General features: G+C 68.1%; 13 protein-coding genes. 3 read left to right on the forward strand and 10 right to left on the reverse strand.

Features of this window, described 5'->3' with window-relative positions:
* Positions 1–5: 5 nt before the first annotated feature.
* The 6 genes from Q9R08_RS13420 to Q9R08_RS13445 are packed head-to-tail and all read right to left on the reverse strand — an operon-like array spanning position 6 to position 6,647.
* Positions 6–1,682, reverse strand: a complete 1,677-nt coding sequence (locus tag Q9R08_RS13420; protein WP_308868587.1) for an ABC transporter substrate-binding protein — start codon at positions 1,680–1,682, stop codon at positions 6–8.
* A 60-nt stretch (positions 1,683–1,742) separates the two neighbouring features.
* Positions 1,743–2,672: a carbohydrate ABC transporter permease gene (locus Q9R08_RS13425; RefSeq protein WP_308868588.1), complete on the reverse strand. Its 930-nt coding sequence runs from the start codon at positions 2,670–2,672 to the stop codon at positions 1,743–1,745.
* Positions 2,666–3,694 (reverse strand): ABC transporter permease, encoded by a 1,029-nt coding sequence (locus Q9R08_RS13430; protein ID WP_308868589.1) that lies wholly within the window; start codon positions 3,692–3,694, stop codon positions 2,666–2,668. The genes Q9R08_RS13425 and Q9R08_RS13430 overlap by 7 nt, the downstream gene beginning before the upstream one ends.
* 33 nt (positions 3,695–3,727) lie before the next feature.
* Positions 3,728–4,789 carry a Gfo/Idh/MocA family protein gene (locus Q9R08_RS13435; RefSeq protein ID WP_308868590.1) on the reverse strand — a complete coding sequence of 354 codons (1,062 nt, stop codon included), beginning with the start codon at positions 4,787–4,789 and terminating at the stop codon, positions 3,728–3,730.
* Positions 4,786–5,517, reverse strand: coding sequence for a cupin domain-containing protein (locus Q9R08_RS13440; protein WP_308868592.1), 732 nt, complete (start codon positions 5,515–5,517; stop codon positions 4,786–4,788). Before Q9R08_RS13440 ends, Q9R08_RS13435 begins: the two co-directional genes overlap by 4 nt.
* Entirely contained in the window at positions 5,514–6,647 is a 1,134-nt protein-coding gene (locus Q9R08_RS13445) for a Gfo/Idh/MocA family protein (RefSeq protein ID WP_308868593.1), read from the reverse strand. The genes Q9R08_RS13440 and Q9R08_RS13445 overlap by 4 nt, the downstream gene beginning before the upstream one ends.
* Positions 6,648–6,748: 101 nt before the next feature.
* Here Q9R08_RS13445 and Q9R08_RS13450 point away from each other — a divergent pair, with 101 nt between their 5' ends.
* Together Q9R08_RS13450 and Q9R08_RS13455 are read left to right on the forward strand one after the other, a co-directional pair.
* A complete protein-coding gene (locus Q9R08_RS13450) occupies positions 6,749–7,756 on the forward strand; it encodes a LacI family DNA-binding transcriptional regulator (RefSeq protein ID WP_308868594.1) in 1,008 nt (335 codons plus the stop codon).
* A gap of 183 nt (positions 7,757–7,939) precedes the next feature.
* Positions 7,940–8,560 (forward strand): DUF1349 domain-containing protein, encoded by a 621-nt coding sequence (locus tag Q9R08_RS13455; protein WP_308868595.1) that lies wholly within the window; start codon positions 7,940–7,942, stop codon positions 8,558–8,560.
* 66 nt (positions 8,561–8,626) lie between these two features.
* On the opposite strand, the gene Q9R08_RS13460 is transcribed toward Q9R08_RS13455, so the two are convergent.
* From Q9R08_RS13460 to Q9R08_RS13475, 4 genes are all read right to left on the reverse strand, one after another.
* Positions 8,627–9,406, reverse strand: coding sequence for a hypothetical protein (locus Q9R08_RS13460; RefSeq protein WP_308868596.1), 780 nt, complete (start codon positions 9,404–9,406; stop codon positions 8,627–8,629).
* 56 nt (positions 9,407–9,462) lie between these two features.
* Complete coding sequence (locus Q9R08_RS13465; protein WP_308868597.1) at positions 9,463–10,767, reverse strand: sensor histidine kinase; 1,305 nt, start codon at positions 10,765–10,767, stop codon at positions 9,463–9,465.
* Positions 10,760–11,437: a response regulator transcription factor gene (locus Q9R08_RS13470; protein WP_308868598.1), complete on the reverse strand. Its 678-nt coding sequence runs from the start codon at positions 11,435–11,437 to the stop codon at positions 10,760–10,762. Before Q9R08_RS13470 ends, Q9R08_RS13465 begins: the two co-directional genes overlap by 8 nt.
* Positions 11,438–11,677: 240 nt before the next feature.
* Positions 11,678–11,983: an ArsR/SmtB family transcription factor gene (locus tag Q9R08_RS13475; RefSeq protein ID WP_308868599.1), complete on the reverse strand. Its 306-nt coding sequence runs from the start codon at positions 11,981–11,983 to the stop codon at positions 11,678–11,680.
* Between the two features lie 79 nt (positions 11,984–12,062).
* Here Q9R08_RS13475 and Q9R08_RS13480 point away from each other — a divergent pair, with 79 nt between their 5' ends.
* On the forward strand, positions 12,063–13,319 hold the full coding sequence (locus Q9R08_RS13480; RefSeq protein WP_308868600.1) for an MFS transporter: 1,257 nt from the start codon (positions 12,063–12,065) through the stop codon (positions 13,317–13,319).
* The last annotated feature ends 58 nt before the right edge of the window (positions 13,320–13,377 follow it).

Genomic DNA, 13,377 nt, shown 5'->3' on the forward strand with positions numbered 1-13,377 from the left:
GGGCCTCACTCGCCGGACTCGCTCCGGGCCCGCTCGAGGGCGGTGTTGATCGTGTCGATGAGCTGGCTCGCGCCGAGACTCTCCATCTCGCTGACGTACGCGTCCCAGTCGTCCTCGATCGATCGCTGACCGGTGATGAACGACGCGGTCGCGGATTGCACGGCGTCCGACAGCTGCGTCTGGAGGAGCGACGTCTGCTCGAGTTCGATCTCGTTCAGAAGCGGAGCGGGCGCCGTCGGCAGCTGCTCCTTCGCGTCGAGCTGCTCCTCGGTCCATGCCGCGATCTCATCGGTCATCATCGAGAGCACGAGGTCCCGGGAGGACCCGTTGGCGAGCAGGAAGACGCCGTTGCTGTAGCCGAAGTCCGCATTCAGCAGCTTCGGCGCCCCCGCGTTGATCGAGCTCCAGGCGATGTCGTCGTTGAGCTTCCGCGTGCCGTCCGCCTCGCGGGTGAAGGTCTCGCCTTCGACGCCCCACTGGGCGAACTCCAGCCCTTCGTCGGAGTAGTAGAGCCAGTCGATGAACTGCAGGAGCGCCTTGAAGTACGGCTTGTCCGCTGCCTCGCTGCCGATCAGCAGCCCCGACGTGAACCGTCCGCTCGCCATATTCGAACCAGCAGGTCCACCGGGCACCGAGATCAGGCGGATGGGGACGTCCCCTCGGCCCGCATCCGCCAGCTTCGCCCGATATTCGGCGAGTGCCTGGGTGTTCCCCGAGATGGCGGCCGATCGGCCGGAGACGAACTTCTGGACCGCCTGGTCGTCGCTCTGCGTGATCTCGGGGTCGAGCACCCCGGCCGCCACCAGGTCCGCGGCGTAGGACACGACCTCCTTGTACTCGTCGGTCGCTCCCGTGAAGACGTACTCCCCGGCCTCGTCGTCATACCAGGTGTTCGCATACCCCCATCCGGCAGCGGTGCCGTAGTTCGGCGCCATGACGTTCAGAAGCGAGCCCAGTGTCTGCGAGTCCGTCCAGCGGTCCGACATCGCGTAGTCGATCTCGGGATTGGCCTCCTTGACCTTCACCAGCTGGTCCTGATACTCGTCCCAGGTGGCGGGGTCCTCGGTGATCCCGGCTTTCTCCCATAGGTCCTCGCGGATCACGACGGAGTACTGGACGTCCGGCGCCTCGCGCAGGCCCGGAAGGTGGTAGATCTTCCCGTCCGCCTGGCGGCGGTTGTCGAGGTCCTCCTCGAGACCCCAGTCCTCGATCTTCTGCATGAAGTTCGGGAGGTAGTCGAAGTAGTCCGACACGGGCAGCAGGGCGCCACCCGACACGAACTGGGTCTCGCTCCCGGCATAGCTCGACGAGATGATGTCCGTCGCCTCGCCGCTGCCGATGAGCAGGGCCTTCTTCTGGTCGAAGTCGGCCATCGGGATGTCGGTGCGGGAGAAGGTGACGTTCTGGTCCTCCGCGAGGTGCTGGAAGACCGACCAGTCGTCCTTGACCGGGTAGTTCGGATGGTCGCGGTACATGATCGAGAAATCGACGGGCTCGGTCGCCTTGAAGGTGACGTCGACGCCGAAGTCCTCCATGGCTCCGACGGAGTGGGCCTCGTCGATGGTCACTCCGTCGTCGTTCGCGACGGCCTCATCGGTGGGGCTGTTCGAGCACGCGGCGAGCGCGACCGCGCATACGGCGAGGCCTGCGAAGCCCGCGAGCACCTTGCGGGTGATGGTCATGATTGTCTCCTGTTCTTGAACGTCGTCGTTCGGCGGGGATGGATTCGAGAGGGGTGCATCTCAGCCCTTGACGGACCCGAGCATCACGCCCGAGACGAAGTAGCGCTGGATGAAGGGGTAGAGGCAGATGATCGGAAGCACCGTGAGCAGCATCGTCACGGCCTGGATGTTGGACGCGATCTGGACGGCCTCGCCACCAGTGGCCTCCTGCGTTCCCGTCGCCGCAGCGATGAGGTTGCGCAAGTAGACCGTCACAGGGAACTGGCTCTTGTCGTCCATGAAGAGGAACGCGCTGAACCACGAGTTCCAGAGGCTCACCGCGTAGAAGAGGGTCATCGTCGCGATGACCGCTTTGGACAGGGGCAGAACGATGCGGAAGAAGATGCCGTACGTCGACAGCCCGTCGATGGCTGCCGCTTCCTCGAGATCGGCGGGGAAGTTCTCGAAGAACGACTTCATGACGAGAAGATTGAAGACGCTGAGGGCACCCGGCACGACGATGGCCCAGATGCTGTTGCGCCAGCCGAGGTAGTTGGCGATGAGGATGTAGTTCGGAATGAGGCCGCCACCGAAGAACATCGTGAAGACCGCGACGCCGACGAAGAACGTGCGTCCCTTGAGATACGGCTTGCTGAGCGCATACGCATATGTCGTCGTCAACGCCATCGCGATGATCGTTCCGACGACGGTGTAGAGGAACGTGTTCGCGTAGTTCGTCCAGAACAGCTGATCGCTCAGCACGACGCGGAAGGTGTCGAGGTTGAACCCGCGCGGGATGAGATTGACCTCGCCGGCGGCGATGTAGCCCTCGGAAGAGAACGCCTTCGCGACCAGGTTGACGAACGGGTACAGCGTGACGGCGCAGACCAGCAGCAGGCAGATCACGTTGACGGCGCGGAACACCCGAGTCCCGCGCGACTCCCGGATGACCCCGGTCTCTCTGCGGACGTGGGCGATGTCCGGCTTCTGGGGCAGGGATTCGGTCACCATAGCGAGGTTCCAACCATTCGACGGGAGAGGGCGTTCGCGCCGAGCACGAGCACGAGGCCGATGAGGGCTTCGAAGAGCCCGATGGCCGTGCCGTAGGAGAACTGGGCCGACTGGATGCCGACGCGGTACAGATAGGTGGCGATGACGTCTGCCGTGGAGTAGATGAGCGGATTCTGCAGCAGCAGCACCTTCTCGAATCCGACGGACATGAACGTGCCGATGTTCAGGATGAGGAGCACCATCATCGTCGGCTGGATGCCGGGCAGCGTGATGTGCCACGTCTGCTGCCACCGGTTGGCGCCGTCGATCCGCGCCGCCTCGTAGAGCTGGTCGTCGATCGTCGTGAGGGCCGCGAGGTAGAGGATCGTGCCCCAGCCGACGGTCTGCCACACCTCGGAGGACACATAGATCGCACGGAACCACTCCGGCCGCTGCATGAACGGCACGGGGTCGGCACCCATGGCCTCGACCACTTGGTTGACGGTGCCGTTGAGTGCCGTGAGCTGGAGCACGAGCCCCGCGACGATGACGACCGACATGAAGTGCGGCAAGTAGGAGATCGTCTGCGCGATGCGCTTGAACCGCCGCGACCGCAGCTCGTTGAGCATGAGAGCCAGGATGATCGGCAGCGGGAACGTGATCAGCAGGGTGAGCGCTCCGAGGATCACGGTGTTCCAGAACACCGTCCAGAACTGCTGGTTCGAGATGAACGTCTCGAAGTAGTAGAACCCCACCCATTCGTCTCCGAAGATCGAGCCTCCAGGGCGGAATCTGCGGAAGGCGATGATGTTGCCCAGCATCGGGACGTACTTGAACACCAGCAGGAAGATCAGCGGTGCGATGAGGAAGGTGTAGAGCCGCCAGTCGCGAGCGAGTGCTCGACGCCACGACTGCTTGGCGCGAGGGGTCGGCTCGCCTCGGAAGAGCCGCCGCTTCGTCCGTGCCGTCGTGATGACCCGCGTCTCGTTGGCCGGCGGCGGATCGCCCACCAGTGACAGGGGTGATTCAAGGGACTGTGTCATGAGAACTCCACATCGTCGTGGTTCAGATGCGTGCTACGGAGCGAGCACCAGCGCTTCGCCCTGCGCCTGAAGGCTGAGCTCCGCGGCCTTCAGGGCATGGGCCTGGGTCATGGCGGTCTCGGTGCGGTCGATGCAGTCTCGGATGAGCTGCCCGAAGTACGGGAAGCCGGTCATGCCGTTCGCATTGAAGCGGTACTGGCCTTCCTGGTTGACGAGGATGACCTGGCCGCCGCCGTTGTCGGTCGTGATGTCGATGTACTTGCGCAGCTCGATGTAGCCGTCGGTCCCCAGCAGGAGGGTGCGTCCGTCGCCGAACACGCCCAGACCGTCGGGGGTGAACCAGTCGACGCGGACGTAGCCGGTCGTGCCGTTGTCGAGCACGACGTGCGCGTCGCCGAAGTCCTGCAGTCCCGGTGTCTCGGAGTGCGCGTAGTTCGCGACCGTCGAGGTCGAGACCCGGCCGTCGGTGGCCCCGGTGTAGAAGAGCATCTGCTCGAAGTTGTGGCTGCCGATGTCGCAGAGGATGCCGCCGTACTGCTCGGGATCGTAGAACCAGTCCGGCCGTCCCCCGCCGATGCGGTGCGGGCCGAAGCACACGACCTGCAGCACCGTGCCGATCGCGCCCTGCTCGATGAGCTGGCCGGCGAGGATCGCAGCCTCGGAGTGCACGCGCTCGCCGTAGTACACCGCATACTTGCGACCGGTGCGCGCAGTGGCCTCACGGACGGCCTCGAGCTGGGCGAAGGTGGTCAGCGGCGCCTTGTCGACGAATGCGTCCTTGCCGGCCTCGATCGCGCGCAGCCCGATCGGCGCACGCTCCGATGCGATGGCCGCTGTCGCGATGAGGTGCACCTCGGGATCATCGAGCACCTCTTGCTCTGACGTTGCGACGCGGGCGGTGGGGTACCGCTGCGTGAACGTCGCGACCCGATCGGCGTCTTCATCGAAGACCCACTTCACCACCGCACCGGCGGCGATGAGGCCGTCGGCCATGCCGAAGATGTGCCCATGGTCGAGGCCGACGGCCGCGAAGACGAACTCGCCAGGGGCGACGACCGGCTGCGGGAGGGGATCGAACGTGTACGGGTGGTTCATCGGTGATTCTCCTGAAGATCAGTGACGTCGTAGGCGCGGATGCGGCCGCACATGCCGTATCCGCGGTCGGCGGCCTGGGCAGGCGCCTCGTGTACCCGCGCCTCGCCCAGGTGCGCGACATCGCCCTGCGCGATCGCCTCGGTGAGCGCCAGCGACCGCTCGGCTTGGGCGAGCGGGCGCTCCCGCACGAGCCGGCCCCACGCGCCGGCGCTGCGAAGGACGAGTGCGCCGGCCGCGGCGTGGAAGTCCGCGAGAGGTCCGCGATCCCCGGCGATGACGGCGTCCCGCAGCGCCTCGAAGCCGGCCACCGCGAGATCGCGTCGTCGTGACACACGCTCCTCACGGCCGTCCGCCTCGCCCAGGGACGCGGCCGCGGCGTACGCGTCGGGGTCGGCGACGATGTCGGCGGGGAAGGTCATGACAGCGTCGCCGGCCTCGGGCAGCCCTGCGTTGCTCATCAGGACGATCACCTTCAAACCCCCGCGGTTCACGGCGCGGTGGATCGTGCCGGGCGTGAACCACACGACCGATCCCGCTTCGAGTTCGGTCTCGCGGAACCCCTCACGGTCGATCGTCTGCAGCGCGCCGCGACCCTCGACGACGACGTACGCCTCGGTCGAGACGAGGTGCATGTGGGGGCTTCCACCGCACACGCCGTCGGGGGCGGCATCCGCGTAGATGCCGAGGTGCGACAGCGAGGTGCCGCCGGGGAATGACGAGGCACTCATGACGAGGCCGCCTCGACCAGGGAGGTCTGCTTCTCGGAGAAGCGCGGGGCATGCGCGACGAGCTGGCCGGCCCGGTAGTACGGGTCGTCCGCCTTCAGAGGCAGCGACACGAACGTGCGCTCGATTCCCGCCTTGTAGATCGCCGTGACGACCTCGATCGCGTTGCGGCCATCCCGGCCGTCCGCGATGGGGGCGCGGCCGTCGCGGACGGCGGACAGCAGGTCGCCGATCTGCCCCTCGTGTCCGCGGTGGCGCAGCGGCTCACGACGCGAGGCGATGGCCTCGATGGCAGCGACGAGCTCAGGGTCGCCGCCCTTCGCGGGGAACCCTCCGCCGTCGGCTCGCTCGGCCACCACCTTCCAGGGCTGCGAGACGCGTGCGTTCTCGCCCTGGATGACGATCTCCTGCTCTTCGCCGTGATGCACGACCGAGCTCGTCAGCTGCGCGAGGCCCCGCCCGTACCGGAACACCGCAACGGAGAGATCCTCGACTTCGCTGTTGTCGTGCTGTGCGTTCGCGAGCATCGCGGTGATCTCTGTCGGCCGGCCCAGTAGCCACAGAAGCAGGTCGATGTGGTGGATGGCGTGGTTGAGCGTGCTGCCTCCGCCCTCCTTCTCCCACGTGCCGCGCCACCACAGGTCGTAGTACGGCAGACCCCGCCACCAGGCGGAATCCACGCGCACATGCGAGATCGAGCCGAGAAGCCCGGAATCGACGACGCTCTTGAGAGTGGCGAGGTCGTCGCGGAAGCGGTTCTGCGCGACGACCGAGAGGATCCTCCCCGAACGCTCCTGCGCCGCGAGCATCGCATCGCACTCCTCGAGGGAGGGGGCCATCGGCTTCTCCACGAGGACGTTCGCGCCGCCGTCCAATGCGGCGATCGAGAGCTTCGCGTGCGACGAGGGCGGCGTCGCGATGCTCACGAGGTCGAGTCGCGCCTCCGCGATCATGCGCAGCGGGTCGTCGTAGCCGACCGCGCCCGTCAGTCCGAACACCTCCGCTTTCGCGGCGGCCTTGCCCGGCATGACATCGGCGAGCGCGACGATCTCGCATTGCCCGGGGAACGCCAGATACCCACTGATGTGGGCGCTCGCGATACTGCCGGTGCCGATGATCCCGATTCTGAGCATTGCTTCCTCGCAAGTCTTTACTACGTATTACTAAGACGTAGTAGATAGTATGGAGGACACGTCCGAACGGTCAAGTACTTTTTCCGGGCAGGATGTCGGAGATGGGGGATGAACTCATGGGGAAGCGCCCGACCAGTCACGATGTGGCCCATCGCGCGGGCGTCTCGCAGACGACGGTCTCGTTCGTCTTCACGGGCCGCAGCGGCATCTCAGCCGCGACGCGCGAGCGCGTGCTCGAGGCGGCCGCCGAGCTGAACTACCGCCCGAACCTCGCCGCCCGCTCCATGCGAACCCAGCGGACGGGACGGCTGGCCGTGGTCATCCCCGTCTCCGGCCTGAACCTCTTCCCGGTGCTCGAGGGGGCCTCCGCCACGGCACGCGACGCCGGCTACGTCGTCGAGGTGATCAGCCTCGCGTCCTCACCAGAGGAGCGCGCGGACGACCTCGCATCTGTCGCCGAGTCCGGTGAGTACGAAGGCATCCTCTCGTTCTCCCCCATCCGGACGCCGCAGCAGACGTCGGACTCCGCTCCCGTGCTGCTGTCGCTCTCGGAATTCGACGAGAACATGCATGCGACCGGTGCCTTCAGCGACGCCCGTCCGGTGGCCGAGATGATGGAGAGGCTCGCGGAGATCGGCCACCGGAGGTTCCTGCATATCGCCGGACCGCCCGACTACCCGGCCGCGGTCGCACGCCGAGACGCGTATCTCGCGACGATCGATCGCCTGGGCCTCGAGTCGCTCGGCGTGGCCGGCGGCGACTGGAGCGGCCTCACGGCGACCGAGAGTGTGCAGTCGCTTCCCGACGACACACCGCCGCTGGCGATCATCGCTGCCAACGACGTCCTCGCTGCCGGAGCCATCCGTGGCGCAGTCACACGCGGGTGGACGGTTCCCGGGGATGTGAGCGTGACGGGCTGGGACGACCTCACCATGAGCGCCCACTTCATCCCCTCGCTCACGACGGTGTTCCAGGATCGCCAGCGCCTCGGCGCTCATTCGATGCAGCGCCTCCTCGCCGCCATCCGCGGAACTGAGCCACCGACGCAGGAGGGTGCCCTGCAGAAGGTCATCTGGCGCGAGTCCGTCGCGCCGCCTCGTACGCGATGAGCCGGCGAACCGTACGGGCCGACTCCGCGGGCGTCGCCGCGATCGACGGTCCTCGCACCAGCTGCGTCTGCGCATTGCGCGGCCGCTGCGCACCCCAGGCATGATGATGACGGATGCCGCCACCGCGGCATCCGTCGATCCTCGGCATCCGAGACCGACCCACCGCCACATTGGAGCACTTCGATGTCGACATCCCTCGCCGTTTCCGGCGTCCCGTTCGAGCTGACCCCCTCGCAGGGCTCGAAGTGGACCGTCGCCCCCGACCGGGTGGAGGTGCTCGCCCCCGCTCACAGCGATCTCTTCGTCGACCCGAGCGGCGAGAGCGGGACCGCAGCCGAGACGATGCTCAACGCAGTCACGCTGCTGGGCGCGCCCGGCGCGGGCGATTTCGTCTTCTCGGCCCGCGTGGGCGCGGACTTCCGGGCGATGTTCGACGCCGCCGTTCTGCTCATCTGGGCCGACGAGCGGCACTGGGCGAAGCTGTGCTTCGAGCGGTCGCCGGCAGGAGAGACGATGGTGGTGTCGGTCGTCACCCGCGGGGTGTCGGATGACGCCAACTCGTTCACCGTCGACGGCGACGCGGTCTGGCTCCGCGTCTCGCGAATCGGGCGGGTCTTCGCCCTGCACGCCTCCACCGACGGTGATCGGTGGCACTTCGTCCGCGCGTTCGCGCTCGGCGACGACATCGGCGACGTGCAGCTCGGGTTCGAAGGTCAGAGCCCGACCGGTGACGGATGCGCCGTCTGGTTCGACCAAGTGAGCTTCGCGCGGACGACACTCGGCGACCTGCGCGACGGCAGCTGACTCGCAACCGCGAACGACGGCCGTCCGACCGGCGCGGTCAGGCGGCCGCCGTTCTTCGCGCCGTGCTCAGTCGTCGCTCTCGTCGCCGGCGGCGACCACCGCGAACTCGGCGTCCAGGTCGATCTCGACGAACTCGCCGCCCTGGGTCAGAACTGTGACGTCCCACGGCGAGGTGCTGTCGTCATCGGCCTCGATCTCGACGATGCGCCCGTCGGCCTCGGCGAGCGCCGCATCCACGATCGCGGCGATCGCGTCGGCGTCGAGGACGTTCTGGGGCGCCGTGTCGTCCGAGTCGGCGGACTCGGTGGATACGACGGACGCCTCGCCCGACGCGTCGACGCGCACTTCGGTCTCGGCACCGCCCTCGGCCTCGAGCGTCACCTCGGCGCCGCCGTCCCGCTTCAGATCGATCGACACCGGCTCGCCCTCACCCGCGGCGGATGCCGCGTCGATCATCGCGACCAGGTCGTCGGCGGAGTCGGTGCCCAGATTCGACAGATCGCCGGCGGCGCTGTCGCTGTCGTCGCCGGCGCTGTCGTCGCGCGAGTCGTCGTCGCTGGAGTCGGCCGACACCGACGACGTGGTGTCGTCATCGTCGGCCTCGTCCGCGATCGCCTCGCCGACCGCGATGCCGCCACCGGCGAGGACGGCGACCGCGAGCACTGCGCCGCCCGCGATCAGCAGGCTGCGGGTGCGACGGCCCTTCCGGGCGGGAACGGCCTCAGGCGGGCCCGCGATCACGTCGGCCTGGCCGCCCGGGGCGGGGGCCGGAGCCGCGGCGACCACCTCGGTCTGATCGGCGGGGCGGGCGGGGGAAGTCTCGGGGGTGCTGTTCTTGTCATCCATGTTCCGATGGTGCCGATCGGTCGCTGAAGCAGGCCTGAAGCATCCTGAAGCCCTGTTCAGGGTGCCGCGGGAAGCACGACCGTGAACCGCGCGCCGCCGAGCGGCGAATCCTCGACGCCCACGCTGCCGCCCTCGGCCTCCGCGATCGCGCGGGCGATCGCCAGGCCCAGCCCACTGCCGCCGGCGTCGCGTGCACGTCCCTCGTCGAGGCGCACGAAGCGCTCGAAGATGCGCTCGCGCTCCGCCGCCGGAACGCCCGGGCCGTCGTCATCGACGGTCAGCAGCACCTGCCCGTCACTCTCGAGCACCCCGATCGCGACAGCCGATCGCGCGTGCCGCGCCGCGTTGTCGGCGAGATTGCGCACGAGCCGGCCCACCAAGCGGACGTCACCGCGCACCCGTGCGGCATGGATGCCGGACCCATCGACCACCGCGCCCGCGGCGCGGAGCCGCGTGATCTCCGCGAAGGCGAGGTCGTCGAGGTCGATGGCCTCCTGGCGGATCACGGGACTCTCGTCGAGCCGCGTCAGCAGCAGCAGCGCGTCGACGAGCTCCTGCATCCGCAGTCCTTCGTCGTGGACCACCCCGGCGAGATCGCCGACCGACGTCGCGTCCGGGTGCAGCTGTGCCAGCTCGGCGTGCTGGCGTATCGTCGCGAGCGGGGATCGCAGCTCGTGCGAGGCATCCGATATGAACCGGCGTTGCGCCGGGGCTGCGGCATCCAACCGATCCAGCATTCGATTCATCGTGCCGGCGAGCGCGGCGATCTCGTCGCCCGATGCCGGCACGGCGATGCGCCGGTCGAGGCGATCGGCGGAGATGTCGTCCACCTCCGCGCGGATGCGCTCCACCGGGCGGAGAGCACGTCCGACCACCCACCACGTGATCGCGGCGACCAGCGCGACTACGGCGACGACCGCGACGGCGAGCAGCAGCGCGACCGTGGCGAGTGTGCTCTGGTCATCCTCCACCGACACGGCCAGAAGCAGCGTGCCGCCCTCGTCGAGGTCTTCCCGCACGACGACCATCGCCTCGTCGTCGTAGGCGATCACGGGGGCTCCGTCGATGTCGGGCAGGTCGCCGCTGTCGGCCTCTTCCGACGCGGCGGCGACGCGCCCGCCCTCGTCGAGGACCTGCGCGACGTCGTCGTCCAGCTCGGTCACCACCGCCGGTCCTTCGGCGTCGATCCTGGCCGCGAGCTGCTCGGCGCGCGTCTCGGCCGCGCTCAAAGTGGCGTCGCGGATGCTGACGGACAGGATGCCGTAGAACGCCAATGCCCCTAGCACCAGCGCGGCGGCGACGACCAGCGTCGAGGCCGCGGTGATGCGGGTCCGCAGCGAACGGCTACGCCGCTCAGCCACCGTCGGCCGCCAGACGGTAACCCGCGCCGCGGATGGTCTCGATCGCCGTTCGGCCGAACGGCCGGTCGACCTTGCGCCGCAGGTGACCGACGTAGACCTCGACGATGTTCGGGTCGCCCTCGAAGTCGTCGTTCCAGACGCCGGCGATCAGATCGCGCTTGGAGATCACCTGACCGCGGTGACGCATGAGGTGCTCGAGCACGGAGAACTCCCGCGACGTGAGGTCGACGTCGGTATCGCCGCGCCGCACAGTACGGGCACCGGGGTCGAGCCGCAGATCACCCGCCTCGAGCACCGTCGGCCGCTCGACACCGCCTCGGCGGATCAGCGCACGCAGACGGGCGACGAGCACGGCGAACGAGAAGGGCTTGGTCACATAGTCGTCGGCGCCGGTCTCGAGCGCCTCGACCTGGTCCCACTCGCCGTCCTTCGCCGTGAGCATGAGCACCGGCGTCCAGTTCTCCTCTGCCCGCAGCGCCTCGCAGACCTTCCATCCGCTCATGCCCGGCATCATCAGGTCGAGCACGATGGCGTCGTACGCGGTCTCCCGGGCACGCCAAAGCCCGTCCACACCGTTGTGGGCGACGTCCACCCCGAACCCCTCCGCCTCGAGTCCACGACGGATGCCGTCGGCGAGGCGCACCTCATCATCCACCACGAGAATCCGCATCGGCCCCAGTCTGGCCCTCGCCGGCTGAATCCGGCCTGAAGCGCGCGCCTCGTCGCCCTCGCGCTGCCACGTCAGCGGGCGGATGAGCCAAACCGCAGAGTCCGGACGCTCGTACCGTATCGGGTGTTCGTCCCGTCTCATCACATCCGCTCGCCGGCGTGCTGGCGGCCGAGTGGGGCAAGATGCAGAACCACCCAGTGTGCACGGGGGCGCGTTCCGCCGGAACCAGGATGCGGCAGGTCAGCTCCGAAGCACCGACTCCAGCAATCCCGGAAACAGCTCGTCGAGATCCTCGCGCCGGAGGGTCAGCATCCGCCCGCGCCCGTTCGGCTCGTTGCGGATGACGCCGGCCTCGCGGAGGACTTTCATGAAGTGCGACTTGGTGGACTTCGGCAGGCTCGGGTCAGTGGCATGGCAGGCGGCCATGTCGAGGGGACCATCGGCGAGCTGGCGCGCGATAGCGAGGCGCTCGGGGTCGCTGAGCGCGAAGAGCACGTCCGTCAGTTGGATCTCGGAGCGCTCGGGGTGCGGAAGATCCCCAGACATAGTTCGATAATAGTTGAACAATCGCGCTGAGGCACGTACGCTCCAATAGTTCGAGATAATTCGAACCGAGGGAGCAGCCATGACCAACACCGCCTCCAGCGCAGTCGTCGAGCGGGCGAAGCGAGACGAAGCGCTCCCGCGTCGCACCCATTTCGGTTTCGTCCTGGCGATCGCGTCGCAGATCCTGATGATGGTCGGGGCCAGTGCGCCCTCGCCGTTCTACCCGGTACTCGCGCAGAGCATCGGGTTCGATGCGATCGTCATCAGCGCCGTGTTCGCGGTGTACGCGGGGGCGCTGCTGCTCACCCTGCTGACCGCCGGCTCGCTCTCGGACCATGTGGGCCGTCGACCGGTGGTGATCGCAGGGTTCGTAATGCTGTCGGGGAGCATGTTCCTGTTCTGGCATGCGGATGCCGTCGCTCTGTTGTTCTTCGCCCGGATCTTGCAGGGCGTGGCGAGCGGTCTGCTCATCTCAGCGCTGTCGGCGACCGCTCTCGACTTCGCGCCGGACGGACGCGCGGGCATCGCGGGACTCTGGAACGCGCTGAGCCCCGGCATCGGTCTTGCCCTCGGCGCCCTGGTCTCGGGCGTGCTGCTCGACGTGAGCGGCACCGCGCTGCTCGACGTGTTCGCTCCGCTGAGCACCGTGTATGCGGTGCTCGCGGTGCTGTTCTTCCTGGTGCCGGAGACTGCTCCGCGCAGGCCGGGAGTGTGGGGGTCGCTGCGCTTCCGGTTGACGGTTCCGTCGGCGATCCGCGCGGATTTCTGGCGCGGAGCTCCGGCCGTGGTCGCCGGTTGGGCGACAGGCGGACTGTTCCTGTCGCTCGGCGCGAACATCGTCCGCAGTGAGCTGGGCGGCGAGGTGCACTTCTGGCAGGGGCTCGGGGTCGTGCTGCTTGCCGGCGTCGGCGCCGTGGCGGCATTCGTGCTGCGGAAGCGTACGGCGCGGACGTTGGTGCTGTTCGGCACCGCAGCGCTCGGTGCAGGGACACTGCTGTCGCTGGTCGCGCTCGGTGTCGAGTCGCTGCCGTTCTACCTCATCGCGACCGCGGTGACCGGGATGGGTTTCGGCACCGGGTTCTCCGGTGTGATCGCCTCCCTGGCTCCGCGGATTCCCGCGGCCGAGCGGGCAGACACGTTCGCCGTGCTGTACGTGCTGGCATACCTGTCGTTCGGTGTGCCCGCGGTCATCGCGGGGGCGCTGGTGGGGGTTGTCGGCTTGGGCGCTGTCGTCGCGGGGTACGGGGTCGTGGTGGTAGTGCTGGCGGGGGTCGCGTTCGGGTTGCGCGTGCGGCGCGGGGGTGACAGCATCCGCCTCGGGGATCGGGCCGCTTGAACGCAGTCGGTGCCGATCTCATTCGTTGCACTCCCGAAGCCCCGGCTTCAGACCGATG

The organism is Microbacterium psychrotolerans (genome assembly GCF_031085295.1).
Lineage (GTDB): Bacteria > Actinomycetota > Actinomycetes > Actinomycetales > Microbacteriaceae > Microbacterium > Microbacterium psychrotolerans.